The organism is Pseudomonas sp. NPDC007930 (genome assembly GCF_042958985.1).
GTDB lineage: Bacteria > Pseudomonadota > Gammaproteobacteria > Pseudomonadales > Pseudomonadaceae > Aquipseudomonas.
This window is the reverse complement of sequence record NZ_JBIBKC010000003.1, coordinates 470646-497272: the sequence shown is the minus strand read 5'-3', so window position 1 is coordinate 497272 and position 26627 is coordinate 470646. Positions and strand designations below refer to the sequence as shown.

Genomic DNA, 26627 nt, shown 5'->3' with positions numbered 1-26627 from the left:
ATCCCCTTAATCCGGGCTGCCAGGCTTTGCCTGGCCGTTCGTAACGCAGGCGCAGCCCGGGGCCCGGCAGCGCTCATGCCATCGGAACCTTGGGCCAACACCCTCTAAATGTTTACCGGCCTGATGCCATGACGGCATTCAAACCCGCAGACGCAAAAAAGCCGGGAATTTCCCGGCTGCCGCATCATACACACGTTTCGCCAAACGATCACCCCACCCGGCGGCTCAACCGCCCAGCGGGGTGATCTTGCTCAAGGCTTGGCCTTTTCCATGTAGCGGAAGAAGTCGCTTTTTGGATCGAGCACCAGCACGTCGCTTTTGCTGTTGAAGCCGTCGCGGTAGGCCTGCAGGCTGCGGTAGAAGCCGTAGAACTCGGCATCCTGGTTGTAGGCCTTGGCATAGATGGACGCTGCCTGGGCATCGCCATCACCGCGCACCTCTTCCGATTCCCGGTACGCCTCGGCCAACAGCACGCGGCGCTGGCGGTCGGCGTCGGCACGGATGCCTTCGGCCAACTCGTTACCCTTGGCGCGGTGCTCACGGGCCTCACGCTCACGCTCGGTGCTCATACGCTCGAACACACTGCGGTTGACCTCTTTGGGCAGGTCGATGGCCTTGACGCGAACATCGAGCACCTCGATGCCCAGCTCGGCGCCGGCCATGCGGTTGAGCGAGGCGGTGATGTCTGCCATCAACGCGTCGCGCTCGCCAGACACCACCTCGTGCAGGGTGCGCTTGCCGAACTGGTCGCGCAGGCCAGACTCCAGGCGGCGCGCCAGGCGCTCGTCGGCGATCTGCTTCATGCCGGAGGTGGCGGTGTAGAAGCGCTCGGCGTCTTTCACCCGCCACTTGGCGTAGGCATCGACCATTACGGCCTTTTTCTCGAGCGTCAGGAAGCGCTGGGTGGGGGCGTCGAGGGTCATCAGGCGGGCGTCGAAACGGCGCACCTGGTTGATCATCGGCACCTTCACGTGCAGGCCTGGGGTGACGTCGGACTCGACCACGCGGCCGAATTGCAGCAGCACCGCGCGTTCGGTTTCCTGAACGATGTAGAAGCTGTTCCAGGCCACGACCGCCAGCACCACGGCAGCGATCAGGGCGATCACGGATTTATTGCCCATCAGCGGCTCTCCCTCGTACGCACATCACGCTGCTGCTGTTGCAGGTCGCTGGCGCCAGACGCGGCGGCAGCCCCCGCGGCGGACACCGGCGAAGCCGACGGCGACGGTGCGCCACGGGACTTCTCGACCATTTTGTCGAGCGGCAGGTAGAGCAGGTTCTGCCCCTTGTCGCCACTGACCATGACCTTGCTGGTGTTGCTGTACACGGTTTGCATGGTTTCGAGGTAGAGGCGTTCGCGGGTGACGTCTGGCGCCTTGCGGTACTCACCGAGCAGCTTGACGAAGCGGTCGGCCTCACCCTTGGCGCGGGCGACCACTTCATCGCGGTAACCGTTGGCGTCTTCGATGATCCGCTGCGCCTGGCCGCGGGCCTCGGGCACCACGCCATTGGCGTAGGTTTCGGCCTGGTTGCGCGAGCGTTGTTCGTCTTCGCGGGCACGGATCACGTCGTCGAAGGCTTCCTGCACTTCACGCGGGGCGGCCGCGCTCTGTACGTTCACCTGGGTCACGGTGATACCGGTGCGGTAGGTGTCGAGGAAGCGCTGCAGGCGCTCCTTGATCTCGCCGGCCATTTGCTCGCGGCCTTCGGTCAGCACCTGGTCCATCGCGGTGGAACCCACCACGTGGCGCAGGGCGCTGTCGGTGGCGTGCTGCAGGCTGATTTCAGGCTGGTCGACGTTGAGCACGAAGTCGCGCAGGTTGGTGATGCGGTACTGCACGGTCAAGGGCACCTCGACGATGTTCTCGTCTTCGGTGAGCATTTGCCCCTGCTTGGTGTACGCCCGCTCGCGGGTGACGTTCTCCATGTACTTGCGGTCGATGGGCGGGAAGTAGATGTGCAGGCCCGCGCCGACCGTTTCGTAGTACTTGCCCAGGCGCAGCACCACGGCCTGCTCCTGTTCATCGACCACGTACACGGCGCTGTACAGCCAGATGGCCGCCAACACGGCCACGCCGATACCCAGCAAGCCGAAGCCGCCGCCCTTGGACGACGAGCCATTGCCGCCGGTACCACGTTTTTTACCGCCGAACAGACCGTTCAGGCTTTCCTGCAGTTTGCGGAAGGCCTCGTCGAGGTCCGGTGGGCCCTTGCGGTCTCCGCCGCCACCGCCGCCGCCACCACGGCGGCCGCCCCAGGGGTCCTGGTTGTTCGAATTGCCACCGGGCTCATTCCAAGCCATAGCGCTCTCCATCTGATAAAGCAAAGGCGCACCCACGGCGCGCCGGCCAATGCTACAGAATGCCTACCCTGCCGGCCAAATGGCGGCGAAAGGCTTTTATTGCAAAGTGTGTTGCTCTATGAAGGCTTCAGGGTCCATCCCTTCCCGGCTGACCAAACGGTTGAGCTCGGCACGCGGCACCCGCACCGCCAGCAGGCTTGCGCCGCTGTCGTCGTGGGCTTCTTCGCGCACCGCGCCCAAGGCGAAGAATTGCGCGCGCAAACGCGCCAATTGCTGGGGCAAACGCAGGGTGGCCACGAACAGGTCTTCGGCCAGCAACTCGGCGATCGCCTGCTCGAGCAGCTCAAGGCCGCGGCCATCGTGCGCCGACAACCATACCCGCTGGGGCTTACCGTCTTCGCCGCGTTGAATCTGCGGCTCGACGTTCTCCAACAGGTCGAGTTTGTTGTACACCTCGAGGATCGGCAAGTCGGCGGCGCCAATTTCGCCGAGCACCGCCAGTACTTGCTCGATTTGCGCCTGGCGCTCCGGCTCATGGGCGTCGATCACGTGCAGCAGCAAGTCGGAGTTGCTCGATTCTTCGAGCGTAGCGCGAAACGCCTCGACCAACTTGTGCGGCAGGTGGCGAATGAACCCCACCGTGTCGGCCAACACGATCGGCCCGAGGTCGGCCAGCTCGAGCCGGCGCAAGGTCGGGTCGAGGGTGGCGAACAACTGGTCGGCGGCGTACACGTGGGCCTGGGTCACGGCGTTGAACAGCGTCGACTTGCCGGCGTTGGTGTAGCCCACCAGCGACACCGAGGGGATGTCTGCGCGGCGCCGCCCACGGCGGGCCTGTTCGCGCTGGCTGCGCACTTTTTCCAGGCGGCCTTTGATCTGCCGCAGGCGCACCCGCAACAGGCGGCGGTCGGTTTCGAGCTGGGTTTCACCCGGGCCGCGCAGGCCGATACCGCCCTTTTGCCGCTCAAGGTGGGTCCAGCCGCGCACCAGCCGCGTGCTCATGTGCTCAAGCTGGGCCAGTTCGACCTGCAGCTTGCCTTCATGGGTGCGCGCGCGTTGGGCAAAGATGTCGAGGATCAGGCCGGTACGGTCGATCACCCGGCACTCGAACGCCCGCTCCAGGTTTCGCTCCTGGCTCGGGGTGAGTGTGTGGTTGAAGATGACGAGGTCAGCTTCCTCGGCCTTGACCAGGTCGCGCAACTCCTCGACCTTGCCACTGCCGATCAGGTACTTGGCGGTGGGCTGATGCCGTGAGACGCATACGAATGCGACCGTCTCGGCACCGGCGGACACTGCCAGGTCCTGGAACTCCTGCGGATCTTCACGCGCCTCAGGGTCTTGACCTTCCAAGTGAACGAGTACAGCCCGTTCACCACCACCGTGGCGCTCGAAGAACAAAGCAGGCTCCTGTCAGGCGGCTCAGGCGTTGCCTGGCTCGCTATCACCCGGCTCGGTGCCACCGGCACTTTGCTGAATGTGGATGGGGCGCGAAGGCACGACGGTAGAGATCGCGTGCTTGTAGACCATCTGGCTGACGGTGTTTTTCAGAAGAATCACGAACTGGTCGAACGATTCGATCTGGCCTTGCAACTTGATGCCGTTAACCAGGTAGATGGAAACCGGAACCCGTTCTTTTCGCAAAGTATTCAGGTAAGGGTCTTGTAGCGAATGCCCTTTTGACATGTGCCGCACTCCTTTAAGGATCAATAATAATAATTTCAAAAACAATGGCGCATGCCGTTTTTCCCCCAAGGATAGACGGCAAACGGGAATCTCAGCTCAATATGGAGATCGAGCCCAGGTATTTCAAGGACCGCGTCAGATTGTCGCAAGCCAGGCTGTCGAGCCATTCCAGCCCCTGCCAACTGCGCAACCAGGTAAATTGCCGCTTGGCCAACTGGCGGGTGGCGATGATACCGCGATCGCGCATCTGCTCAGATGACAGTTTGGAATCAAGATATTCCCAGACTTGCCGGTACCCCACCGCGCGCATCGACGGCAACCCCAAGTGCAGGTCGCCCCGCGCGCGCAAGGCTTTGACTTCTTCGACGAAGCCCTGTTCCAGCATGGCGTCGAAACGTTGCGCGATGCGCGTGTGCAACACACTGCGATCTTGCGGGGCGATGGCAAGGCTGGCCACAGTATAGGGCAATTGCGAAGCGCCCGATGCCCCTGTTTCGCGACTTTGCGCCATTTGCTGCTCGCGCAGGGCGGTCATGCTCAGGCCGCTGGCGCGGTACACCTCGAGCGCGCGGATCAGCCGCTGCGGGTCATTGGGGTGAATGCGCGCCGCCGAAACAGGGTCGACTTCGGCCAGTTGCGCGTGCAGCGCGGCCAGCCCATCACGGGCGGCCAGGGCCTCGAGTGCTTCGCGGATGGCCGGGTCGGCGCTGGGCATGTCGGCCAGGCCATCAACCAACGCCTTGAAGTACAGCATGGTGCCGCCCACCAGCAGCGGGATCTTGCCGCGCGCGGTGGCCTGGGCCATGGCCTCCAGGGCATCACGGCGGAACTCCGCGGCGCTGTAGGCCTGGGCTGGGTCGAGAATGTCGACCAACCGGTGCGGGTGCGCGGCCAGCACGTCTTTGCCGGGCTTGGCGGTGCCGATGTCCATGCCGGTATACACCAGCGCCGAATCGACGCTGATCAGCTCGCACGGCAGCACCTGCGACAACGCAATGGCGAGGTCGGTCTTGCCCGATGCCGTGGGCCCCATCAGGAAGATGGCGGGAGGCAAAGCGGCCATGTCAGCGCCCCCGCAAGAACAGTTTGTCGAGATCGTCCAGGCCCATTTGGGTCCAGGTCGGCCGGCCATGGTTGCACTGGCCGCTGCGCTCGGTGTTTTCCATGTCGCGCAGCAGGGCGTTCATTTCCGGCAAGGTGAGCCGGCGGTTGGCGCGCACCGCGCCGTGGCAGGCCATGGTCCCGAGCAGTTCGTTCAGGTGTGCCTGAATGCGGTCGCTGGTGCCATATTCGATCAGGTCGGTGAGCACGTCGAACACCAACTGGTTGGCTTCGGCCTGCTTGAGCAACGCCGGGATCTGCCGGATGGCGAGGGTTTCCGGGCCCAGCCGCTGCAGCTCGAAGCCCAGCCGGGAGAACCACTGCGCGTGCTCTTCGGCGCAATCGGCTTCGCGCTGGCTCAGGGCGATGGTCTCGGGCACCAGCAGCGGCTGGCCGCTGAGGCCTTCGCTGGCCATGGCCACCTTCAGCCGTTCGTACATGATCCGCTCGTGGGCGGCGTGCATGTCGACCAGCACCAGGCCCTGGGCGCTCTCGGAGAGAATATAGATGCCCTTGAGCTGGGCCAGCGCGTAGCCCAGCGGCGGGATGTCGCCCTGGGCGTCCGGCAACGCCGGCGCCGGCGCGCTGCCGGCCGGCAACGGGGCGAAAAAGCTTTTGTACACCTCGCGCGCCTCGGCCACCGGCAACGGCTGGCCCTGGGGCGGGCGCGGCACGTACTGGTAACCGGCGCCGCTGCCACTGCCGGCGCTCTCCCGTGGCGGCGCGTAGCCACCCTGGGGGCTGTCGAGCAGGCTGGCGGCCAGGCCCATTTCGCCTTGCGGGCCGAACTCGCCGGCCTGCGCGCCGCTGGCGCGGGGCACGGCCGGTTCCGCGGCGGGGGCAGGCTGGTGGTCTTCAGGGCGCACGTCGGCCAGCGAGCGGTGCAAGGTGCCGTAGAGGAAGTCATGCACCATGCGCCCATCACGGAAGCGCACTTCGTGCTTGGTCGGGTGCACGTTCACGTCGACCGAGGCCGGGTCGACCTCCAAAAACAGCACGAAGGTCGGGTGGCGGCCATTGAACAGTACGTCGCGGTAGGCCTGGCGCACCGCGTGGGCGACCAGTTTGTCGCGCACCGCGCGGCCGTTGACGAAAAAGTACTGCATGTCGGCCTGGCTGCGCGAGAAGGTCGGCAAACCGACCCAACCCCACAAGCGCACGCCGCTGCGCTCTACGTCGATCGGCAGCGCTTGCTCCAGAAAGCCCGCGCCACAGATCGCCGCGACCCGCCGCGCCTGGGCGGTTTCGTCTGCTGCGGCGTGCAGGCTGAGGATGCTCTTGCCGTTGTGGCGCAGGTGGAACGCCACGTCGAAGCGCGCCAGCGCCAGGCGCTTGATCACCTCATGCAGGTGATCGAATTCGGTTTTCTCGGTTTTAAGAAACTTGCGCCGCGCCGGGGTATTGAAAAACAAATCGCGCACTTCGACCGACGTGCCCACTGGGTGGGCCGCCGGCTGCACCCGCGGGGTCATCTCGCGGCCTTCGGTTTCGACCTGCCAGGCCTGGCCCGCAGCGGCAGTGCGCGAGGTCAGGGTGAGGCGCGCCACTGAGCTGATCGAGGCCAGCGCTTCACCGCGAAAGCCCATGCTCATCACCCGCTCGAGGTCTTCGAGGTCGCGGATCTTGCTGGTGGCGTGGCGCGCCAGGGCCAGTGGCAGGTCGTCGGCGTCGATGCCGCCGCCGTCGTCGCGCACTTTTAGCAGCTTCACCCCACCCTGCTCGACGTCGACATCGATGCGCCGGGCACCGGAGTCGAGGCTGTTCTCGAGCAGTTCCTTGATCACCGACGCCGGGCGCTCGACCACTTCGCCGGCGGCGATCTGGTTGGCCAGGCGCGGGCTGAGCAGTTCGATACGGGCGCGGTCGGTCATTGCTGGGCTGCCAAGGTGGTGGCCGGGGGAATGGTGAGCAGTTCGCCCACCTTCAGCTCGTCGGTTTTCAGCGCATTGGCGCTGCGCAGGGTGTCGATCGGTACGTTGTAGCGCACGGCGATCATCGACAGCGACTCGCCCGGTGCCACGCGGTGGTCCTGGGCGCTGCTGGCGATCTTGCCCTGGTCACGCAGCCAGGCGATGTAGGTGCCCGGCGGCGGGTTTTGCTCGAAGAACGCCTTCACCCCAGCACGGATCGACCGCGCCAGCGCCTGCTGGTGTTCCGGGCTTTGCAGCTTCACCGCCTCGGCGGCGTTGGAGATAAACCCGGTTTCGACCAGGATCGACGGAATATCCGGCGATTTCAGCACCATGAACCCGGCCTGCTCCACTCGCCCCTTGTGCAGCGAGGTCACCCGGCCAATGTTGCTCAGCACTTTTTGCCCAACGTTCAGGCTGCTGGTGAGGGTGGCGGTCATCGACAGGTCGAGCAGCACCCCGGCGAGCATGCGGTCTTTGTCATCGAGGCTGACGTTACCGGCGCCGCCGATCAGGTCGGAGCGGTTTTCCGTGTCGGCCAGCCAGCGCGCGGTCTCGGAGGTGGCGCCGCGGTCAGACAACGCAAACACCGACGCCCCGAACGCCGCCGACGACGGCGCGGCGTCGGCGTGAATCGACACGAACAGGTCGGCGCCCTTTTTGCGGGCGATGTCGGTGCGGCCACGCAGCGGGATGAAATAGTCGCCGCTGCGGGTCAGTTCGGCGCGGAAGCCTTTTTCCTGGTTGATCTGCCGCTGCACTTCGCGGGCGATCTGCAGGGTGATGTCTTTTTCATGCTGGCCGCGCGCGCCAGAGGCACCTGGGTCTTCGCCGCCGTGGCCGGCGTCGATGGCGACCACGATGTCGCGCTTGCCACTGGGCGAGGCCGGCAGCTTGATGTCTGGTTTGGCCGGTGACACCGGCAGCGCCGGGGTGCTGGCCACGTTCGCCGGCGGCGGCGTGGGCGCGCTGGCCTCGGCGGCGTCGGCGGCCTGGTCGTAGAGGTCGACCACCAGCCGGTTGCCGTACTGCTGGTTGGGCGCCAGCACGAAGCTTTTCGGCGTCACGGCTTTCTTCAGGTCGACCACCACCCGCAGGTCAGTGGGCGTGCGCTGCGCGGCGCGCACGCTGGTGATTGGCGTATTGGCGGTAGACGGGTTGATCGGGCCGCCCAGGGTGGCGCCGTTGATGTCGATCACCAGGCGGTCGGGGGCGGTCAGGGTGAACACGCTGTGCTGCACAGGGCCTGAGAGGTCGAACACCAGCCGGGTGTTGTCGGGCGCGCGCCACAGCCGCATGCTCTTGACCTGGGTTACCGCCCAGGCTTGCGCGGCGAACGCCGCCAGCAGCAGCCCCACCACCGCGACCAGTGCGCGAATGCGCATATTGTCCCCACCCCTACATGAATTCTTTCGCCAACGCGGCACTCCAGCTCTCGCCGCGGGTGCTGTGTGGCACCAACGTCAGCGAACGCCCTGGCGTCTGGGCGCATATGTTAATGATGATGTCAGGGTTTGGCAAAAAACCCTGGCCCTTTTCAGGCCACTCCACCAGGCACAGGGCCGAACCGTCGAAATAGTCGCGAATGCCCATGAATTCGAGCTCTTCGGGGTCGACCAAGCGGTACAGGTCGAAGTGGAACACCCGCACTGCGCCGATCTCATAGGGTTCGACCAGGGTGAAGGTGGGGCTTTTGACCGGCCCCTGGTGGCCAAAGCCACGGATGATGCCGCGCGACAGGGTGGTTTTGCCCATCCCCAGGTCGCCGTTGAGAAACAACGTGCCGGCCCCGCCGGTCAAGGCCCCGAGGCGGGCGCCGAAGGCGGTCATGGCCTCTTCGCCCACGAGCGAAAGGGTTACTTCTGGCATGGCGAAATCTCTTCTAGCAACTGACGGATGGTCGGAATCAGGTCGGCCGCGGCAAGGCCACGGCCATGAACGCCTTCGCGTTCGCCGGCGCGGGCGTGCAGCCACACGCCCAGGCACGCGGCCTCATAAGGCGCCAGGCCTTGGCCGAGCAGCGCGCCGATCAGCCCGGCGAGCACATCGCCGAGGCCGGCGGTGGCCATCGCCGGGTGGCCATGGGCGCATACCCCGAGGCGGCCGTCGGGGGCCGCCACCAGCGTACCGCTGCCCTTGAGCACGGCCACACAGCCAAAACGCTCGGCCAGGGCCCGCGCCGCCGCCGGGCGGTCGGCCTGCACGTCGGCGGTGGCCAGGCCGAGCAGCCGCGCCGCCTCGCCCGGGTGCGGGGTGATCACCGTGCCGGCCGGCACCTTGGCCAGGCCGCTGGCGGCGAGGTTCAGGGCGTCGGCATCCCACACCTGGGGTTTATCGCTGGCAGCGGCCACCGACAGCAAACTGCGGCCCCAGGCGCCCTGGCCCAGGCCCGGGCCGACCACCAGCACGCTGGCCGGCGCGGCGAGGGCCAGCAACTGGTTGGCCGAGTGCACCGCGGCGGCCATCACCTCGGGCAACCGCACCAGCGCAGCGGCCACATGCTCGGCGCGGGTGGCTAGGCTGACCATACCAGCGCCGCCACGCAGGGCCATTTCAGCGCTCATCAGGCTGGCGCCACCGGTACCGTGGTCACCGCCGATCACCAGCAGCCGGCCGAACTGGCCCTTGTGCGCGGTGGCCGGGCGGGCGCCCGGCAGCACCAGGCTGTGCGGGCCGAGGCGGCGGGCGCTGTAGGGCTGCTCGCGCACGCAAGCCGGCTCGGCGTCGAGGCTGGCGAAGCCGATTTCGCCCACATGCTCGGCAGCCTCCCCGGTGAACAGGCCGAGCTTCAGGCCGATGTAGGTCACGGTCAGTTGGGCGCGCACCGCGCACCCGAGCAGGCTGCCGGTGTCGGCGCACAGCCCGGAGGGAATATCCACCGCCACTACCGGCAGGCCGCGGGCATTGAGGGTGCCGATCACCTCGGCATAGGGGGCACGCACCTCACCCTGCAGGCCGGTGCCGAGCATCGCGTCGACCACCACCCCACGCAGCGCGGCGCCGGCCTGCCAGGCGCCCACTGGTACCTGCTCGGCCTCGGCCTGGGCGTAGGCTTGCGCGGCGGCGCCCTGCAGCCGCTGCGGGGCGGTCACGTACCACACCTGCACGGCCCAGCCGGCGCGCTGGGCCAAGGCGGCGACCAGGTAGCCGTCGCCGGCGTTGTTACCGTGCCCGGCCAGCACCGTCAGCTGCCCAGCCTGGGGCCAACGCCGGCGCAGGGCGCGCCAGGTGGCCAGCGCGGCGCGTTGCATCAATTCGAACGCTGGGGTACCCGCGGCGATCAGCCGCGTATCGAGCTCACGCACCTGGGCGCCGCTGTAGAGGCGGTCGGGTAGCAAGGTGTCGGTCGGCATGCGCTGCCCTCGAAGTGAATGTCTGGCAGAATTATACCCCTGTCCTTTCTGTTTCCTCAGGCCCATGACCGCCCTTCCCGAAAACCTTTCCAGCCTCGCCGAGCAGATCAAGGCCTGGGGCCGCGAACTCGGCTTCCAGCAAGTCGGCATCGGCGGCATCGAACTCGGCGCCCACGAGCAGCACCTGGCGCGCTGGCTGGAGCGGGGCTTCCACGGTGAGATGGACTACATGGCCGCCCACGGCAGCAAGCGCTCGCGCCCCGCCGAACTGGTGCCGGGCACCGTGCGCGTGGTGTCGCTGCGCATGGACTACCTCGCCGGCGACACCCTGATGGCGCAACGCCTGGCCCAGCCGGCCACCGCCTACGTGTCGCGCTATGCGCTGGGCCGCGACTACCACAAACTGGTGCGCAAGCGCGTGGCGCAACTGGCGGAGAAGGTCCAGGGGCTGATCGGCCCGTTCGGCCACCGGGCGTTCGTAGACAGCGCACCAGTGCTGGAAAAAGCCCTCGCCGAACAAGCCGGGCTGGGCTGGATCGGCAAGAACACCCTGGTGCTCAACCGCCAGGCCGGTAGTTACTTTTTCCTGGCCGAGCTGTTCATCGACCTGCCGCTGCCGGTAGACCCGCCCCACAGCAGCGAACACTGCGGGCGCTGCCAGGCCTGCCTCGACATCTGCCCCACCCAGGCCTTCGCCGGCCCTTACCAGCTCGACGCGCGGCGCTGCATCTCGTACCTGACCATCGAACTGAAGGGCGCCATCCCGCTGGAACTGCGCCCGCTGATCGGCAACCGGGTGTTCGGCTGCGACGACTGCCAGATCGTCTGCCCCTGGAACCGCTTCGCCCGGCCCAGCGGCGAAGGCGACTTCAAACCCCGCCACGGCCTCGACAACGCCGAGCTGGCCACCCTGTTCCGCTGGGACGAGCCAACGTTTTTGCACCACACCGAAGGCTCACCGCTGCGCCGCGCCGGCTACGAGCGTTTTTTGCGCAACCTGGCAGTGGGGCTGGGCAACGCGCCGACCACCGTGCCGGTGATCGAGGCATTGAAGGCACGGCGGGAAGACCCCTCGGCGCTGGTGCGCGAGCACGTGGAGTGGGCGCTGGGCAGGCATGGGGAGGTAAGCGGGAAGTACCAAGCTCCAAGCTGCAAGCCCTAACGTGCCGCTTGCCGCTTGCCGCTTCCGGGCACAGCCTGGCTTACCCCCTGATAAAATGCTTCCGATAGTGCTGCAACTCGGCGATCGACTCGCGGATGTCGTCCAGCGCCAGGTGGGTGCTGCCCTTCTTGAAGCTGTCTTTCACCTCGGGTGCCCAGCGCGCGGCGAGTTCCTTGAGGGTCGACACGTCGAGGTTGCGGTAGTGGAAGTAGCCTTCCAGCGCCGGCATGTGGCGGTAGAGGAAGCGGCGGTCCTGGCAAATGCTATTACCGCAGATCGGCGACTTGCCCTTCGGTACCCATTGCTCCAGGAAGGCGATGGTTTGCGCTTCGGCCTCGGCCATCGAGATTTTGCTCTCGCGCACGCGCTGGGTCAGGCCCGAGCCGCCGTGCTGGCGGGTGTTCCACTCGTCCATGCCGGCGAGAATCTCGTCGCTCTGGTGCACGGCGATCACCGGGCCTTCGGCCAGGGTGTTCAGCTCGCTGTCGGTGACGATGGTGGCCATCTCGATGATCACGTCGTTGTCTGGGTCCAGCCCGGTCATTTCCAGGTCGATCCAGATCAGGTTCTGTGGGTTTTGCATGGGGGACTCCTCGGCTAGTGCTGCGCAGTTTAGCGCACGTGGCGTGCTAAACTCGCGGGCTTCATTCAGCCGGCGGATCATACCGCGCTACCGCGAGACATTCATGGCCAAACGCCAGCTCACCCGCCGCCAGTCCTGGCGCATCGACAAGATCCAGAACGAACGTGCTTCGCGCGCGGCCAAGCGTGAATCACAAGCGCTGGAAGTGCTCGAAGGGGGCGACCTGGGCCCGGAGCAGGAAGGCCTGGTGATTGCCCACTTTGGCGTTCAGGTGGAGGTCGAGGCCGCCCCCGGCGAAATCGCCCGCTGCTACCTGCGCGCCAACCTGCCGACGCTGGTCACCGGCGACCGCGTGGTGTGGCGTGCCGGCAACCAAGGTGATGGCGTGATCGTGGCGCAGCTGCCGCGCCACAGCGAGCTGTGCCGGCCGGATTCCCGCGGCCAGCTCAAGCCCGTGGCGGCCAACGTCGACCAGATCGTGATCGTGTTCGCCCCGGCGCCCGAGCCCCATGCCAACCTGATCGACCGCTACCTGGTCGCGGCCGAGCACGCCGGCATCCAGCCGCTGCTGCTGCTGAACAAAGCCGACATGATCAACGCCGAAAACGCCCCGGCGTTGCAGGCATTGCTGCAGGTGTACCGCGAGCTGGGCTACCCGCTGCTGGAGGTGTCTGCCCACGAGGGCGATGGCATGGAGCAACTGCAGGAGCAGCTGAAAACCCGCACCAGCGTGTTCGTCGGGCAATCGGGGGTGGGCAAGTCTTCGTTGGTCAACAGCCTGCTGCCGGGGGTTGGCACACGGGTAGGGGCGCTGTCGGAGTGGTCTGGCCAGGGCACCCACACCACCACCACCGCGCGGCTGTATCACTTCCCCGGCGGCGGCAACCTGATCGACTCGCCGGGCATCCGCGAGTTTGGCCTGGTGCACGTCAGCCGTGACGACGTCGAAGCGGGCTTCATCGAGTTTGCCGGGCTGCTCGGGCATTGCCGCTTTCGCGACTGCAAGCACGACCGCGAGCCGGGCTGCGCGCTGCTAGGGGCGCTGGAAGCCGGCCAGATCAAACCGCAACGGATGCACAGCTACCGCTCGATCATTGCCAGTTTGCCGAAAAGCGAATACTGACGGGGCCCTTCGCCCGGCACAGCCGGCCTCCCACGGGTTCTGTGTTGCCCCGTAAATCAAGTACTTACACGAATCTCGTGGGAGGCCGTGGTCCGGCACTCCGGCTGTGCCGGGCGAAGGGCCAGCCGCCTTACAACTGCTTACCGCCCGCCCCCGGCGCCATCGCGCCGTTGTCGAAGATGTTCAGCTTCTCGCGCAGTTCACGCGGCTGCACCGGGCGGTTCGGGTCGATTGCCGCAGCCGGGGCGCTGCCAGGGGCGCCGTTGGCGGCCCCCGGTGGCGGCGTAGGCGCAGCGGCCGGTGGGGTTTTGTCGTCCTCGTTGGCATCGCCTTCGATGGCCTGCTGGGCCTTCTTGGTCAATACCGTGATGTCGATGCGCCGGTTCACCGGGTTCAGCGGGTTCTTGCGGTCGAACAGCGCCGACGAGCCATACCCCACCACCCGCGCCACCTGGCTTTCCGGGTAGCTGCCAATCACCAGCGCGCGGCGCGCGGCGTTGGCGCGGTTGGCCGACAGTTCCCAGTTACCGAAGTCGCCATTGCTGGCGTACGGCTTGGCGTCGGTGTGGCCGCTGATGCTGACCTTGTTCGGCACTTCCTTGATGGTGTCGGCCATGGCCAGCAGCAAGTCTTCGAAGTACGGCTTCAGGCGCGCGCTACCGATGTCGAACATCGGCCGGTTCTCGGCGTCCATGATCTGGATGCGCAGGCCGTCCTGGGTGATCTCGAACAGGATCTGGTCCTTGAACTTGGCCAGTTGCGGGTTCTCATCCACCTTGTTCTGCAGCTCTTGCAACAGCAGCTCGAGGCGGTCTTTTTCGACCTTCTCGGCGATGTTCTCAGCCTGTTCCGGGTTGATCTGCGTTTGCGGCTGGGCCTCGGTGTCGGGCTTGGGCGGCGACTCCTGGGTTTCCGGGTTCAGCGTGTGGTCCGGCGACAGCTGCGGCGAGCCGCCCAGGTCGATCACGTAGGGCGAGCCGCTTTCGGTGAAGCCGATCGGGTCTTTGAAATACCCGGCAATGGCGATTTTCTGCTCAGGCGTGGCGTTGGACAGCAACCAGAGCACCAGGAAGAACGCCATCATCGCCGTCGCGAAGTCGGCGAAGGCGATTTTCCAGGCACCGCCATGGTGCCCCCCGCCAAAGCGCTTGACGCGCTTTACGATGATTGGCTGATTGTTCTCCATGGCTTAGCGACCACGTACCGCTTCTTCGAGCTCGGCAAAGCTCGGGCGGTGCGCTGGGTAGAGCACCTTGCGGCCGAATTCCACGGCCAGGGTCGGCGGCATGCCCGAGGCAGAGGCCACCAGCGAGGCCTTGATCGCCTCGTAGGTGTTCATTTCTTCCTTGGCGTCATGGGCCAGGCACGACGCCAGCGGGCCGAAGAAGCCATAGGCGGCGAGAATACCGAGGAAGGTACCCACCAGCGCCGCGCCCACGTGGCCACCGATGGCGGCCTTGTCGCCGTCGCCGAGCGAGGCCATGGTCACCACGATACCCAGTACCGCGGCCACGATACCGAAACCCGGCAGGCCGTCGGCGATGCCCTGCACGGCATGGGACGGGTGCTCCAGCTCTTCCTTCATGCTCAGCAGTTCCATGTCGAACAGCCCTTCGAGCTCGTGCGGGGCCATGTTGCCCGACGACATGATGCGCAGGTAATCGCAGATGAACGCCGTCATGCGGGCGTCTTTCAGCACGCTGGGGTACTTGGCGAAGATCGGGCTGGCGGCGGCATCTTCGATGTCGGCCTCGATCGCCATCATGCCTTCGCGGCGGCTCTTGTTGAGAATCTCGTAGACCAGGCTGAGCACTTCGATATAGAAGGCATGGGTAAAGCGCGAGCCGAACATCTTCAAGGCTTTCTTGAAGACGTGCATGGTCATCGAGCCGGGGTTGGCCTGGAGGAATGCACCGAGGCACGCACCGCCGATGATCATGACCTCGAAAGGCTGGATCAGCGCCGCGAGCTGGCCGTGGGAAAGGACGTAGCCGCCGATCACGCTCGCGAATACGACGATAATGCCGATAATTTTAGCCATAGGTCAGGAGCACTTCGAAAACCAAAGGGGAACGCGGCACGGGCTGCCGCCTCAATCTCTGCTTCTACCTATCGGCAGAAGTGCGCCAGACTATAGTCACAAGATGTGAAAAGCCAGAACAGCCACCCTGCGGGCCCTTTATGACAGCCGCCACACCGAATTCCGTCGACAGCTGGGTCAAAGCCTTGGGCGATGTCCGCCTCCCCGTTCCGAAGCAGAGCCACGAACGGGTGTGCGCTTATTTGAACGATAGCCGGCGCTCGCTGCGCGACATCGCCGAACGCATGCAGGAAAGCCCGGCACTGGTGCTCAACGTCATCCGCGAAGCCAATGCCCATGCCGGCGGCGGCCTGCTGGAGCCGGCCGAAAGCCTGGAAGTGGCGATGACCCGCATGGGCCTGCAGCGCACCGGCGATTTGCTGCGCCGGCTACCGGCGGTCGAGCCGGGCGAGATCCCGCCGGCGCTGCGGCAGTTGCAACTGGTCAGCCAGCACGCCACCCAGCTGGCCAATGGCCTGTTCGCCGCCCGCCTGGCGCGGCTGTGGCAGGAAATCCACTGGGGCGCGTTGCTGTTCCTCTCGCCGCTGTGGCCGATGGCGCTGCTGCACCCCAAGCTCATCGAAGAGTGGGAGCTGCGCGTGGTGCACCGTGGCGAGCCGGCGATGAAGGTTGAGCAGCAGCTGTTTGGCGTACCGCTGCTGGATGTGTGCAAGGCCCTGGCCGAACGCTGGCGCCTGCCGCTGTGGGTGCTGCAGGGCTACCGCACGCTGGTCGAAGACCGCCGCTCGCTGGCCACGGTGATGCTGATTGCCCGCGACCTCGACGACCCGCTGCGCCAGCAGCGCCGGCTGGACGCCGAGCCGCAGATCCGCCGCTTCGCCAACCAGCCAGCCAATACCATCTTGCTGGCCAACGGCCTGGCACTGGCGGCGCAGCAGGCCTGGGACACCCCCCACGTGCTGCGCTGGCAGCAGATGATCGCCCTGTACACGCAACTGCCGCTGGACGACGTGCAAGCCCAGGTGCACCAGCAATCGGCGCAAAGCGCGCGCTCGGTGGCCCAGCCCGACCTCTGGCACCCGGCCGTGGCGCTGATCTGGCCGTGGACCGAGCGGCGCATCCACCGCAAGCTGCAACCGGCGCCGCCGCCGTCCGCCGAAGCCCTGGCGATGTGGCGCAGGCGCTGCGCCGACCTGCTGGTCGAGCCCAGCCCGTTCAACAACGCCATGCACCTGACCACCTCGGCCCGCGACGCCCTGGTGGCCTGCGGCATGCAGCGGGTGATGCTGCTGATGCTCGATAAAAGCCAGACGATACTGCGCGTGCACCAGATCGCCGGGCTGCCCAAGCCCGCCGCCGAACTGACCTTCCCGTTGGACCAAGGCCCGGTGCTCAAGCGCTTGATCGAACAGCCCGGGCAACTGCGCCTGAGCCCGGAGAACAACGAGCAACTCAGCCCACTGCTGCCGAGCAGCCTGCGCACGCTGTTTCGCGGCGAGCACCTGCTGATGCGCTCGCTGGCCAGCCACGAGCGGGTGGTGATGCTGGTGGTGGCCGATCAGGGCGGCGGGCCGCTGGCCGACCTCTCCGTGCAGGCCTTTGGCAAAACCTCGCAATGCATCGAAAAGGCCCTGACCACCTTCAGCAACCGCAAGAAGTGAGCCTTGCGCTACAATCGGCGTTTTTCCCCCTCAAGGGTGAGCCTACATGCCTGATTTTTCCGGCCTGCCGCTGGTCATCGAAGCGGCCGAGCTCAACAGCCGCCTGGGTTGCGCCGAGCTGGTGCTGGTCGATCTGACCAGCCCCGCGCGCTACCAGGCCGGGCACATTCCCGGTGCCCGCTTCGTCGACCCCAAACGCACCCAACTGGGCCAGCCGCCAGCGCCCGGGCTGCTGCCCGAGATGGCCGCGCTGCAGGCGTTGTTCGGTGAACTGGGGCACAACCCCAACGCGGTCTACGTGGTCTACGACGACGAAGGTGGCGGCTGGGCCGGGCGCTTCATCTGGCTGCTCGACGTGATCGGCCACAGCCGTTACCACTACCTGAACGGCGGCGTGCTGGCCTGGGAGGCCGAAGGCCTGCCGCTGAGCACCGAGGTGCCGGCGCCGGTGGCGGGCCCCGTGGCCCTCACCCTGCACCCAGGCCCTACCGCCACCCTCGATTACCTGCTCGGCCGCCTCGGCGCCGCCGACCTGGCCATCTGGGATGCCCGCGGCCCGCTGGAGTATTCCGGCGAGAAGGTCGTCGCCGCCCGTGGCGGGCACATCCCCGGCGCGGTCAATTACGAATGGACCGCCGGCATGGACAAAAACCGCCAGCTGCGCATTCGCGAAGGCCTGGCCGCCGAGCTGCTGGCCTTGGGCATCACCCCTGATAAAGAGGTGATCACCCACTGCCAGACCCACCACCGTTCAGGCTTCACCTACCTGGCCGCCAAGGCCCTTGGCTACCCACGGGTCAAGGCCTATGCCGGTTCATGGGGCGAATGGGGCAACCGCCCCGACACCCCTGTCAGCCTCTAAGGATTTTCAATGAAAGACCGCCTTTTCATCCTTGCCCAATACCTGCTGCCGCACCACCTGCTCTCGCGCCTGGCCGGCTGCCTGGCGGAATGCCGCGTGCGCTGGGTCAAGAACAGCTTCACCCGCTGGTTCGCCGGGCACTTCCGGGTCGACATGAGCGAAGCCCAGGTCGAAAGCCTCGACGCCTACGAGCACTTCAATGCGTTCTTCACCCGCGCCCTGAAGCCCGACGCCCGCCCGCTCGACCCTACCCCTGGCGCGGTGCTGTGCCCGGCCGACGGCGCGATCAGCCAGCTTGGCCCGATCGAGCACGGCCGCGTGTTCCAGGCCAAAGGCCACAGTTTCAGCGTGCTCGAGCTGCTCGGCGGTGACCCGGCCAACGCCGCGCCGTTCATGGGCGGCCAGTTCGCCACCGTGTACCTGTCGCCGCGGGATTACCACCGCGTGCACATGCCCCTGGCCGGCACCCTGCGGGAAATGATCTACGTGCCCGGGCGCATCTTCTCGGTCAACCAGACCACCGCCGAGAACGTACCCGAGCTGTTCGCCCGCAACGAGCGCGTGGTGTGCATCTTCGACACCGAGCGTGGGCCGATGGCCATGGTGCTGGTCGGCGCGATGATCGTCGCCTCGATCGAAACCGTCTGGGCCGGGCTGGTCACGCCGCCCAAGCGCGAGGTCAAGCGCTGGGCCTACGACGAAGCCGCGCGCGCGCCCATCCACCTGGAGAAGGGCGCCGAAATGGGCCGCTTCAAGCTGGGCTCCACGGTGATCGTGCTGTTCGGCCCCGAGCAGGTGAAGTGGGCACACCAATACGCCGCGCTGAGCACGGTGAAGATGGGCCAGGGCCTGGGGGCCCCGGCGGGCGAAATCTGACCGGTACCGCGGCAAGGTTCTCAACCTTGCTGCATTGCTGGTACATTCGCGTCAAATGGAAGTGGCATTTTGGTGCCAAACTACGGTCGAAGCTTGGACCATGAACCCGGAATAGACGATGTCTCGCCCCAGCCCTCACCTGTTGTTGCGCGCGCCTACGCCCTCGCAGAAGAGCCTGAGCTTCTGCGAGGCGAACCCGCGTGACTTCAAGGGCTGGATCGCCAGCCTGCCCAAGGCCAACATCGGCGAAACCGCGCGGCTGCTCTATCAGGGCCTGACCGAACTCAACGCGCTGGTGATCGCCAGCGACGTGCGCATGCAGCTGCTCGAGCTGCTGCGGCCCGAGGTGTACTACGTTTGCCGGCACCTCGAAAAACACTTCCTCAACCAGGCGATCGTGCTCGATGAGCGCGCGCGCAAGGTGGCCAACCTTTGCCAGGCCCTGCAGAACCACCTGGCGGTGGGCTACAAGCAGATCGTCGTGCGCCAGGCCGAGAGCAACCCGAAAGAACGCTCCACGCTCATGGCCATTGCCCTGGAGCGCGCCACCCACGCGCTGAACGGGCCACTGGTACGCGCCGCGTTGTTGTATTGCCCGGTGCCCGAAGGGCTGTGGGTCGAACTGCACCAGCTGTACCTGGTCGCGGTGGACCAAAAAGTCCAGCAGGTGCCGGTGGCCGACGACCTGGCCGCCCACGTCAAGGCCCTGAGCCCCGAGCAGGCCTATGTGGCGGCGCTGCTGCTGGGCTGCTCGCGCTGCAACCAGATGCGCCAGAGCTCCATCGCCCGGCTCGCCGAGGCGGTACAGGCCTGGAGCGCCCACGCGCGGCTGCAACCGGCACTGGCCGAGACCAGCCTGTTCGCCGTGTCGCCGGCGCTCGACGCACCGCCGCGCTACAAGTCGCTGTTCTCCGAGGCGCAATGGCCCTCGCTGATCGGCCTCGACACCCTGGGTTTGTCAGACGCACTCAAGGACTACGTGGCCTCCACCCCGGAGCAGCGCCAGGTGTCGCGCCTGGCCGTGCCGCCCACCTATAGCCTCGACCTGCTGCAGCACCTGGCCGCGGCCTGGGGCAACGTGTCGGAGCGCAGCTTCGAGCGGGTGCCCGGCACCGGCAACCTCACCCTCTGCGTGGGCATGAGCGCGCTGCACTATTACCTGGGTGGCGAGCGGGCCTTCAGCGACATGTTGCAACGCCCTTCCGCCGGCCAGGCGCAGTTCAACCAGGGCCAGGGCTGGGCGCAGATGTTCGAGGCCAACAAGCACGAAATCGTGATGGAAGAGATCCAGTACGCCGCGCCGGCCAGCGAACCGCGCGCCAGTGCCGGCGCGGCGCTCTCGCAACAGCGTGAATACCCCACCTACAGCCTGCAGATCGTCAACCACAGCCCGGGCGGCTATTGCCTGGCGTGGCCGCGGGAAGTGCCCGCCCAATTGCAGGCCGGTGAAATGGTCGGCATCCAGGACGCGCCCGGCCAAGGCTGGAGCGTGGCGGTGGTGCGCTGGATCCGCCAGGTGCGCAGCGGCGGCACGCAAATGGGCATCGAGTTGCTGGCCCCCCACGCGCAGCCGTGCGGCCTGCAACTGGTGCGCAGCAACGAGCCGAACAGCGAGTACCTGCGCGGCCTGCTGCTGCCGGAAATCCGCGCGATCGACATCCCCGCCACCCTGATGGCGCCACGCCTGCCGTTCCAGGAAGGGCAAAAGGTGATCATCAACACCCTCGGCGACGAGCGCCGCGCCGGGCTGGGCAAGCGCGTGGCCGCCACCGGCAGCTTCAACCAGTTCGAATACCGCACCCTCGAACAGCCCAACGAGCCACCCGTGCTGGCGCCGGGGGCCGAAGAGGCCGCGCCGGAAGAGAACTTCGATTCGTTGTGGCGGGATTTGTAGCACGGCTTAAAGGGCCCGACAGAACCCTTTTCACAGTACACCCGTCGAAAGCAGCATAAACTCAACACGCCCTCCCGACATAAGGCCGTACCCTGCTCATGTCTGACCGCCCCGTTCTGGACCCCGCCACCGCCCGCTGGTTGCCCTGGGTCGTCGCCATCGCGTTCTTCATGCAATCGCTGGACGCCACCATCCTCAACACCGCCCTGCCGTCCATGGCCCGGGACCTCGCCGAAAACCCGCTGCGCATGCAGTCGGTGGTGATCTCCTACATGCTCACGGTGGCCCTGCTGATGCCCGCCTCGGGCTGGATCGCCGACCGCTTTGGCACCAAGCAGGTGTTCATGGGCGCCATCGGCGTGTTCACCGCCGGTTCGTTGGTCTGCGCGGTGGCGCCGAACCTGCCGGTGCTGGTGTGCGCGCGGGTGCTGCAAGGCTTTGGCGGCGCGCTGCTGGTGCCGGTCGGCCGGCTGGTGGTGTTGCGCGCCTACCCCCGCTCGGAGCTGGTGCGCATCCTGAGCTTCATCACCATCCCCGGCCTGTTCGGCCCGCTGATCGGCCCCACCCTGGGCGGCTGGATGGTCGAGTACCTGAGTTGGCACTGGATCTTCCTGATCAACCTGCCCGTGGGCGCGCTTGGCGTCTGGGCGGTGCGCAAGGTGCTGCCAGACCTACGCGGCGAGCGCACGCCGTTCGATGGCCAGGGGTTCATCCTGTTTGGCGCGGCGATGGTGCTGATCACCGTGGCGCTCGAGGGCCTGGGCGAACTGCACCTGTCGCACCTGCGGGTGATCCTGCTGTTGTTTGCCGGCATGGCCTGCCTGGCCGCCTACTGGCTGCGCGCCGTGCACGACCCTAACCCGCTGTTCAGCGCGTCGCTGTTTCGCACCCGCAGCTTTGCCGTGGGTATTCTCGGCAACCTGTTCGCCCGCCTGGGCAGCGGCGCCCTGCCCTTTCTGGTGCCGTTGCTGCTGCAAGTGGCGCTGGGCTACAGCCCGGCCGCGGCAGGCATGAGCATGATCCCCCTGGCCGCCTCGGCGATGGTCGCCAAATCGCTGGCCAAGCCGCTGATCGAGCGCTTCGGCTACCGCACCGTGCTGACCGGCAACACCCTGGCCCTCGGCGCCCTGCTGGCGAGCATGGGCCTGGTCGATGCCGACACGTCCTACCTCAGCCTGCTGATCCACCTGGGCATCCTGGGCGGGGTGAACTCGATCCAGTTCACCGCGATGAACACCGTCACCCTGATCGACCTCGACGACCTCGAGGCCAGCAGCGGCAACAGCCTGCTGTCGGTGGTGGCGCAGTTGTCGATGAGCCTGGGCGTGGCCTGCGCCGGCGCGCTGCTGGGCGGCTTTACCTCGGCGGTGAGCGCCGATGGGGTCAGTACCATCCTCGGCGCGTTCCAGCTCACCTTTTTGACCATCGGCCTGATGGCCATGCTGGCGGCGACGATTTTCGTGCAGTTGGACAGCCAGGTGGGGCGCAAGCAGGCCCAACGGCCTGGCCATCCCCCTGAGCTTTGAGCCACCCCAGTAGATTTGCTAGCTAGACCTGGCGCCACGACCACCCTAAGTTGGGCCTGTTAGCCAACGGGAAGGCGCGCAATGCTGACGATGGGTGATCACAAGCAAACCGTTTTGATAGGGCTGAACGCCGGCGCAACGCGCCATCGCCATTACGGCCCCTATGGCGACACCGCGGGCGCGGCCACTCAAGGCCAAAGCGGTTACAACGGCTATTGGACCGAGCGCAACGGCCTGCAACTGCTTGGCCATGGCCGCCGCGCCTACCAGCCCTCGATTAACAGGTTCAACCAACCGGACCCCGCATCGCCCTTTGGCCCAGGGGGGATGAACGCGTATGCGTATTGTGCCGCCGAGCCTATTAACCAGGCAGACCCATCGGGCATGATCAAGATACCGTCCTTGGCAGCGCTCGCCACCAGAGCGCTCCTTGACGCCGGGGTGCCTCAACATCGCTGGCTGGCTGGAAGGCTAGGTTTGATCAAAGAAGTTGCGCACGGCCGTGCACGTGCGCTGTTCCACGAGGGCGCAGATGCGATGTTCATGGGAGACATTTGGCGGAGCGTTTCGCCCCACACACTGGAGCGAGTGCCAATCACTGATTTACCCCGGATCGCAACAGAGGCAGACATCACAGCGGTATTCAGGGAACACACCAGAAGTTATGGCAGTATTGATGACCGTTACACTCAAAGCGTCCGCGCGCTGCTGAGGCGCTACAGCCTTAGGATTCCTGACAGCGTTCCGCCTGATCACCTCGACCGGTTGATCCTGGATAACGCCCTCTTTGGCGACCTTGGGCGCGGCCCCCGGGTTAAGTCCACGGCCAGAGCCCTGAACGCAGCCATTAGGCTGCAACACTACGTCCCCGTGCCTCCACCCACGGCCGTAGCCCCAACCGCAGCCAGAAAGCCAAACAGCCACCGCGCCAAGTCCTGGCTATTCAGCGATGCGCCGTGGTTGAGCGGCCCATGGCACCGCTGAGCTGCGCCGACCGATCGCCCAGCGCAGTGCTGCCGCACAGCGTATAATCGCGCCCCTTTGGGCAAAAACTGCCCTTGTCTCCTTCCAAGGGCCTTCTTCGTGACCGTTACCGCTTTCAACACCCTGCCGCTGCCCGCGGCGATGCTCGCCAACCTCGAGAGCCTCGGCTACCAGAGCATGACGCCGATCCAGGCGCAAAGCTTGCCGGTGATCCTCCAGGGCCGTGACCTGATCGCCCAGGCCAAGACCGGCAGCGGCAAAACCGCGGCGTTCGGCATCGGTTTGCTCAAGGCCATCAACCCGCGCTACTTCGGTTGCCAGGCGCTGGTGCTGTGCCCCACCCGCGAGCTGGCCGACCAGGTGGCCAAGGAAATCCGCCGGCTGGCCCGTGGCGAAGACAACATCAAGGTGCTCACCCTGTGCGGCGGCGTGTCGCTCGGCCCGCAGATCGCCTCGCTGGAGCACGGCGCGCACATCATCGTCGGCACCCCGGGGCGGGTGCAGCAGCACCTGGACAAACAAACCCTGAGCCTGAGCGGGCTGAACACCCTGGTGCTTGATGAAGCCGACCGCATGCTCGACATGGGCTTTTTCGACGCCATCGCCGCGGTGATCAGCCAAACCCCGGCCCGCCGGCAAACCCTGTTGTTCTCGGCCACCTACCCCAAGGGCATCGAGCAACTGGCCGGGCAGTTCCTCAAGGAGCCGGTGCAGGTGAAGGTCGAGGCGCTGCACAGCGACAGCCGCATCGAGCAACGCTTCTACGAAATCGACGCCGAGCAGCGCCTGCCGGCGGTGGTCAAGGTGCTCGGGCACTACCGCCCGACCAGTTGCGTGGCGTTTTGCTTCACCCGCCAGCAATGCCAGGACGTGGTCGAGCAACTGACCGCCAAGGGCATCAGCGCCGCGGCCCTGCACGGTGAACTGGAGCAGCGCGACCGCGACCAGGTGCTGGCGTTGTTCGCCAACCGCTCGTTGTCGGTGCTGGTAGCCACCGACGTCGCCGCCCGCGGCCTCGACATCGACGGCCTGGACCTGGTGATCAACGTGGAGATGGCCCGCGACGCGGAAATCCACATCCACCGCATCGGCCGCACCGGCCGCGCCGGCGAAAGCGGCACGGCAATCAGCCTGGTGGCACCGGCCGAGGCGCACCGCGCCCAGGCCGTGGAAGCCCTGCAAAAGGCCCCGCTGAACTGGCGCCCGCTGGAAGAACTCACCCATCGCGGCGACGGCCCGCTGGTGCCGCCGATGGTCACCCTGAGCATCGCCGCCGGGCGTAAAGACAAACTGCGCCCTGGAGACATCCTCGGCGCCCTCACCGGCGACGCCGGCATCCCTGGCGCGCAGGTGGGCAAAATTGCCATCTTCGACTTCCAGGCCTACGTCGCGGTAGACCGCGCCATTGCCCGCCAGGCCCTGTCGCGGCTGGCCAGCGGCAAGATCAAGGGCCGCGCGCTGAAGGTGCGGCTGCTGTGAGAAAAACCGATGTAGTGGTGATTGGCGCCGGCGCCGCCGGCCTGATGTGCGCGGCCCAGGCCGGCTACCGCGGCCGCCAGGTGCTGCTGCTCGACCACGCCAACAAGGCCGGGAAGAAAATCCTGATGTCTGGTGGCGGGCGCTGTAACTTCACCAATATGTACGCGGAACCGGCCAACTTCCTCTCGCAGAACCCGCACTTCTGCAAGTCGGCGCTGGCCCGCTACACCCAGTGGGACTTCATCGACCTGGTCAACCGCCACGGCGTGGCCCACCACGAGAAAAAACTCGGCCAGTTGTTTTGCGACAACAAAGCCAGCGACATCCTCGACATGCTGTTGACCGAGTGCGACTGGGCCGGGGTGAGCATCCACCTGAACACCGCGGTGCAAACGGTGACCCGCCTGGACGCCGGCGGCTACCTGCTGGCCACTGGCCTGGGCTCCGTGCAGTGCCAATCCCTGGTGGTGGCCACCGGCGGGTTGTCGATCCCCACCCTCGGCGCCACCGGCTTTGGCTACGAGCTGGCCCGGCAGTTTGGCCACAGCGTGCTGCCCACCCGCGCCGGGCTGGTGCCGTTCACCATTACGGACCAGCTCAAGGCGCTGTGCACGGAATTGTCGGGCACCTCGGTCGACTGCAGCGTGAGCTGCAACGGGCAAAGCTTCCGGGAAAACCTGCTGTTCACCCACCGCGGCCTGAGCGGCCCGGCGATGCTGCAGATTTCGTCGTTCTGGCAGGCCGGCGACAGCCTGGCGATCAACCTGCTGCCCGACCGCGACAGCCTCGCCTGGCTGCGCGAGCAACAGGCCGAGCGGCCCAACAGCGAGCTGCGCACCCTGCTCGGCGAGGTATTCACCCGCAAGATGGCGCAGTTGCTGGCCGACAGCTGGTTTGCCTCGAAACCGATGAAGCAGTACACCCCGGCCGAGCTGGAAGCCATCGCCGCGCAGCTCAGCGCGTGGGAACTGGTGCCGGCCGGCACCGAGGGCTACCGCACCGCCGAGGTCACCCTGGGCGGGGTAGACACCCGCGAAGTGTCGTCAAAAACCCTGGAATCGTTGAAAAGCCCGGGGCTGTATTTCGTCGGCGAGGTGCTGGATGTGACCGGGCACCTGGGTGGGTTCAACTTCCAGTGGGCCTGGGCCAGCGGCCATGCGGCGGGGCAGTTTGCCTGATTCGGCAGCCCCGCCCTCAATGCCCTTCGAGCAAATCATGCAGCTCTACAAACTGCTGGGTCAGCTTGTGGTTTGGGTCCAGGTGGATCAACGGCAAGTTGGCCTCGTGAGACTCGCGCATCTTCACCGAACTGCTCAGGTACACCGGCAGCACCGGCAAGCCCTCGGCCTCCAGCTCGCGCAGCATCTGCTGGGGTAACGCCGCGCGGGCCTGGAACTGGTTGACGACGATGCCCTCCACCTCCAGCCCCTCGTTGTGGTCTTCTTTCAGCTCTTCGAGTTCGCGCAGCAGGCCGTACAGGGCATGGCGCGAGAAGCTGTCGCAGTCGAAGGGGATCAGCACCCGATTGGCGGCGATCAGCGCCGACACCGCATAAAAGTTCAGGGCCGGCGGGGTGTCGATGTAAATCCGCTCGTAGTCTTCGTCCAGCGCGTCGAGCAACTTCGCCAGCTTGTTGATCTTGTGCTTGGCCTCGAGCTTGGGTTGCAGGTCGGCCAGCTCCGCGGTGGCGGTGACCACGTGCAGGTTGTCGAACGGGGTTTCGTAGATGTCGACGTGGTTCTTCTTGGCCAGCCCGGTGCTCAGGGTGTTCTTGAAGAACTCGGCGATCCCCATGGGGATGTCATCCCCAGCCAACCCGGTGAGGTACTGGGTGGAGTTGGCCTGGGCGTCGAGGTCGATCAACAGCGTACGGTACCCCTCCCGGGCACTGACCGCCGCCAGGTTGCAGGCGATGCTCGACTTGCCCACGCCCCCTTTTTGATTGAACACCACGCGCCGCATCGCAAACCCTCCTTGATAACCAGCCGAACACCTTTGCAAAAAGGCGAAATATGTACAACGCCTGTCGGATATTTTTTTACCACGGCAACACGGTAAACTCCGCATTCTGAAGCGCTCAGGGGTGC

At 66.2% G+C, this 26627-nt stretch carries 23 protein-coding genes; 10 read left to right on the top strand and 13 right to left on the bottom strand.

Features of this window, described 5'->3' with window-relative positions; all coding sequences use genetic code 11:
- Positions 1-251: 251 nt before the first annotated feature.
- The 9 genes from hflC to ACFZCE_RS09765 form a co-directional block, all read right to left on the bottom strand.
- Positions 252-1121 (bottom strand): protease modulator HflC, encoded by an 870-nt coding sequence (hflC, locus tag ACFZCE_RS09805; protein WP_390938400.1) that lies wholly within the window; start codon positions 1119-1121, stop codon positions 252-254.
- Positions 1121-2302, bottom strand: coding sequence for an FtsH protease activity modulator HflK (hflK, locus tag ACFZCE_RS09800; RefSeq protein ID WP_390938398.1), 1182 nt, complete (start codon positions 2300-2302; stop codon positions 1121-1123). Before hflK ends, hflC begins: the two co-directional genes overlap by 1 nt.
- A 96-nt stretch (positions 2303-2398) precedes the next feature.
- Positions 2399-3700: a ribosome rescue GTPase HflX gene (gene hflX / locus ACFZCE_RS09795; protein WP_390938396.1), complete on the bottom strand. Its 1302-nt coding sequence runs from the start codon at positions 3698-3700 to the stop codon at positions 2399-2401.
- A gap of 21 nt (positions 3701-3721) precedes the next feature.
- A complete protein-coding gene (gene hfq, locus ACFZCE_RS09790; protein WP_390938395.1) occupies positions 3722-3985 on the bottom strand; it encodes an RNA chaperone Hfq in 264 nt (87 codons plus the stop codon).
- Between the two features lie 91 nt (positions 3986-4076).
- Positions 4077-5048 (bottom strand): tRNA (adenosine(37)-N6)-dimethylallyltransferase MiaA, encoded by a 972-nt coding sequence (gene miaA, locus ACFZCE_RS09785; protein ID WP_390938393.1) that lies wholly within the window; start codon positions 5046-5048, stop codon positions 4077-4079.
- A 1-nt stretch (position 5049) separates the two neighbouring features.
- Complete coding sequence (gene mutL / locus ACFZCE_RS09780) at positions 5050-6957, bottom strand: DNA mismatch repair endonuclease MutL (protein WP_390938392.1); 1908 nt, start codon at positions 6955-6957, stop codon at positions 5050-5052.
- Complete coding sequence (locus ACFZCE_RS09775) at positions 6954-8381, bottom strand: N-acetylmuramoyl-L-alanine amidase (RefSeq protein WP_390938390.1); 1428 nt, start codon at positions 8379-8381, stop codon at positions 6954-6956. Before ACFZCE_RS09775 ends, mutL begins: the two co-directional genes overlap by 4 nt.
- Before the next feature lie 13 nt (positions 8382-8394).
- Positions 8395-8865: a tRNA (adenosine(37)-N6)-threonylcarbamoyltransferase complex ATPase subunit type 1 TsaE gene (tsaE, locus tag ACFZCE_RS09770; protein ID WP_390938388.1), complete on the bottom strand. Its 471-nt coding sequence runs from the start codon at positions 8863-8865 to the stop codon at positions 8395-8397.
- Entirely contained in the window at positions 8853-10349 is a 1497-nt protein-coding gene (locus ACFZCE_RS09765) for an NAD(P)H-hydrate dehydratase (RefSeq protein WP_390938387.1), read from the bottom strand. The genes tsaE and ACFZCE_RS09765 overlap by 13 nt, the downstream gene beginning before the upstream one ends.
- Before the next feature lie 64 nt (positions 10350-10413).
- Here ACFZCE_RS09765 and queG point away from each other — a divergent pair, with 64 nt between their 5' ends.
- Complete coding sequence (gene queG, locus ACFZCE_RS09760) at positions 10414-11511, top strand: tRNA epoxyqueuosine(34) reductase QueG (protein WP_390938385.1); 1098 nt, start codon at positions 10414-10416, stop codon at positions 11509-11511.
- A 40-nt stretch (positions 11512-11551) separates the two neighbouring features.
- Here queG and orn read toward each other — a convergent pair whose 3' ends face one another.
- Positions 11552-12094, bottom strand: a complete 543-nt coding sequence (gene orn / locus ACFZCE_RS09755) for an oligoribonuclease (protein ID WP_390938383.1) — start codon at positions 12092-12094, stop codon at positions 11552-11554.
- 103 nt (positions 12095-12197) lie between these two features.
- Here orn and rsgA point away from each other — a divergent pair, with 103 nt between their 5' ends.
- Positions 12198-13217 (top strand): small ribosomal subunit biogenesis GTPase RsgA, encoded by a 1020-nt coding sequence (gene rsgA / locus ACFZCE_RS09750; protein WP_390938381.1) that lies wholly within the window; start codon positions 12198-12200, stop codon positions 13215-13217.
- A gap of 130 nt (positions 13218-13347) precedes the next feature.
- Here rsgA and motB read toward each other — a convergent pair whose 3' ends face one another.
- Positions 13348-14403, bottom strand: coding sequence for a flagellar motor protein MotB (gene motB, locus ACFZCE_RS09745; protein WP_390938379.1), 1056 nt, complete (start codon positions 14401-14403; stop codon positions 13348-13350).
- Positions 14404-14406: 3 nt separating this feature from the next.
- Positions 14407-15258, bottom strand: a complete 852-nt coding sequence (gene motA / locus ACFZCE_RS09740; protein WP_390938377.1) for a flagellar motor stator protein MotA — start codon at positions 15256-15258, stop codon at positions 14407-14409.
- Positions 15259-15398: 140 nt separating this feature from the next.
- Between motA and ACFZCE_RS09735 the strand changes: the two genes are divergently transcribed.
- The 8 genes from ACFZCE_RS09735 to ACFZCE_RS09700 all read left to right on the top strand — a co-directional run bounded on the left by ACFZCE_RS09735 (position 15399) and on the right by ACFZCE_RS09700 (position 25718).
- Positions 15399-16919 (top strand): HDOD domain-containing protein, encoded by a 1521-nt coding sequence (locus ACFZCE_RS09735; RefSeq protein ID WP_390938375.1) that lies wholly within the window; start codon positions 15399-15401, stop codon positions 16917-16919.
- Between the two features lie 46 nt (positions 16920-16965).
- Positions 16966-17781 carry a rhodanese-like domain-containing protein gene (locus tag ACFZCE_RS09730; RefSeq protein WP_390938373.1) on the top strand — a complete coding sequence of 272 codons (816 nt, stop codon included), beginning with the start codon at positions 16966-16968 and terminating at the stop codon, positions 17779-17781.
- Positions 17782-17790: 9 nt separating this feature from the next.
- On the top strand, positions 17791-18657 hold the full coding sequence (gene asd, locus ACFZCE_RS09725) for an archaetidylserine decarboxylase (protein WP_390938371.1): 867 nt from the start codon (positions 17791-17793) through the stop codon (positions 18655-18657).
- A 118-nt stretch (positions 18658-18775) separates the two neighbouring features.
- Complete coding sequence (locus ACFZCE_RS09720) at positions 18776-20551, top strand: molecular chaperone (protein WP_390938370.1); 1776 nt, start codon at positions 18776-18778, stop codon at positions 20549-20551.
- Positions 20552-20649: 98 nt separating this feature from the next.
- Entirely contained in the window at positions 20650-22077 is a 1428-nt protein-coding gene (mdtD, locus tag ACFZCE_RS09715) for a multidrug transporter subunit MdtD (RefSeq protein ID WP_390938369.1), read from the top strand.
- A gap of 81 nt (positions 22078-22158) precedes the next feature.
- Entirely contained in the window at positions 22159-23061 is a 903-nt protein-coding gene (locus ACFZCE_RS09710) for an RHS repeat-associated core domain-containing protein (RefSeq protein WP_390938367.1), read from the top strand.
- A 141-nt stretch (positions 23062-23202) separates the two neighbouring features.
- Positions 23203-24540 (top strand): ATP-dependent RNA helicase DbpA, encoded by a 1338-nt coding sequence (gene dbpA / locus ACFZCE_RS09705; protein ID WP_390938644.1) that lies wholly within the window; start codon positions 23203-23205, stop codon positions 24538-24540.
- Positions 24537-25718 (top strand): aminoacetone oxidase family FAD-binding enzyme, encoded by a 1182-nt coding sequence (locus tag ACFZCE_RS09700; RefSeq protein WP_390938366.1) that lies wholly within the window; start codon positions 24537-24539, stop codon positions 25716-25718. Before dbpA ends, ACFZCE_RS09700 begins: the two co-directional genes overlap by 4 nt.
- Positions 25719-25734: 16 nt before the next feature.
- Here ACFZCE_RS09700 and ACFZCE_RS09695 read toward each other — a convergent pair whose 3' ends face one another.
- Positions 25735-26502 (bottom strand): AAA family ATPase, encoded by a 768-nt coding sequence (locus ACFZCE_RS09695; RefSeq protein WP_390938364.1) that lies wholly within the window; start codon positions 26500-26502, stop codon positions 25735-25737.
- Positions 26503-26627: the final 125 nt, after the last annotated feature.

Bases quoted from the DNA above. Each gene is read 5' to 3' on its own strand.
- mutL (WP_390938392.1), bottom strand. From the start codon at position 6,957: ATGACCGACCGCGCCCGTATCGAACTGCTCAGCCCGCGCCTGGCCAAC.
- asd (WP_390938371.1), top strand. From the start codon at position 17,791: ATGAAAGACCGCCTTTTCATCCTTGCCCAATACCTGCTGCCGCACCAC.
- ACFZCE_RS09710 (WP_390938367.1), top strand. From the start codon at position 22,159: ATGCTGACGATGGGTGATCACAAGCAAACCGTTTTGATAGGGCTGAAC.
- miaA (WP_390938393.1), bottom strand. From the start codon at position 5,048: ATGGCCGCTTTGCCTCCCGCCATCTTCCTGATGGGGCCCACGGCATCG.
- ACFZCE_RS09730 (WP_390938373.1), top strand. From the start codon at position 16,966: ATGCCTGATTTTTCCGGCCTGCCGCTGGTCATCGAAGCGGCCGAGCTC.
- mdtD (WP_390938369.1), top strand. From the start codon at position 20,650: ATGTCTGACCGCCCCGTTCTGGACCCCGCCACCGCCCGCTGGTTGCCC.
- motB (WP_390938379.1), bottom strand. From the start codon at position 14,403: ATGGAGAACAATCAGCCAATCATCGTAAAGCGCGTCAAGCGCTTTGGC.
- dbpA (WP_390938644.1), top strand. From the start codon at position 23,203: ATGCTCGCCAACCTCGAGAGCCTCGGCTACCAGAGCATGACGCCGATC.
- hflK (WP_390938398.1), bottom strand. From the start codon at position 2,302: ATGGCTTGGAATGAGCCCGGTGGCAATTCGAACAACCAGGACCCCTGG.
- motA (WP_390938377.1), bottom strand. From the start codon at position 15,258: ATGGCTAAAATTATCGGCATTATCGTCGTATTCGCGAGCGTGATCGGC.
- tsaE (WP_390938388.1), bottom strand. From the start codon at position 8,865: ATGCCAGAAGTAACCCTTTCGCTCGTGGGCGAAGAGGCCATGACCGCC.
- rsgA (WP_390938381.1), top strand. From the start codon at position 12,198: ATGGCCAAACGCCAGCTCACCCGCCGCCAGTCCTGGCGCATCGACAAG.
- orn (WP_390938383.1), bottom strand. From the start codon at position 12,094: ATGCAAAACCCACAGAACCTGATCTGGATCGACCTGGAAATGACCGGG.
- ACFZCE_RS09695 (WP_390938364.1), bottom strand. From the start codon at position 26,502: ATGCGGCGCGTGGTGTTCAATCAAAAAGGGGGCGTGGGCAAGTCGAGC.
- hfq (WP_390938395.1), bottom strand. From the start codon at position 3,985: ATGTCAAAAGGGCATTCGCTACAAGACCCTTACCTGAATACTTTGCGA.
- hflC (WP_390938400.1), bottom strand. From the start codon at position 1,121: ATGGGCAATAAATCCGTGATCGCCCTGATCGCTGCCGTGGTGCTGGCG.
- ACFZCE_RS09735 (WP_390938375.1), top strand. From the start codon at position 15,399: ATGACAGCCGCCACACCGAATTCCGTCGACAGCTGGGTCAAAGCCTTG.
- ACFZCE_RS09775 (WP_390938390.1), bottom strand. From the start codon at position 8,381: ATGCGCATTCGCGCACTGGTCGCGGTGGTGGGGCTGCTGCTGGCGGCG.
- queG (WP_390938385.1), top strand. From the start codon at position 10,414: ATGACCGCCCTTCCCGAAAACCTTTCCAGCCTCGCCGAGCAGATCAAG.
- ACFZCE_RS09720 (WP_390938370.1), top strand. From the start codon at position 18,776: ATGTCTCGCCCCAGCCCTCACCTGTTGTTGCGCGCGCCTACGCCCTCG.
- ACFZCE_RS09765 (WP_390938387.1), bottom strand. From the start codon at position 10,349: ATGCCGACCGACACCTTGCTACCCGACCGCCTCTACAGCGGCGCCCAG.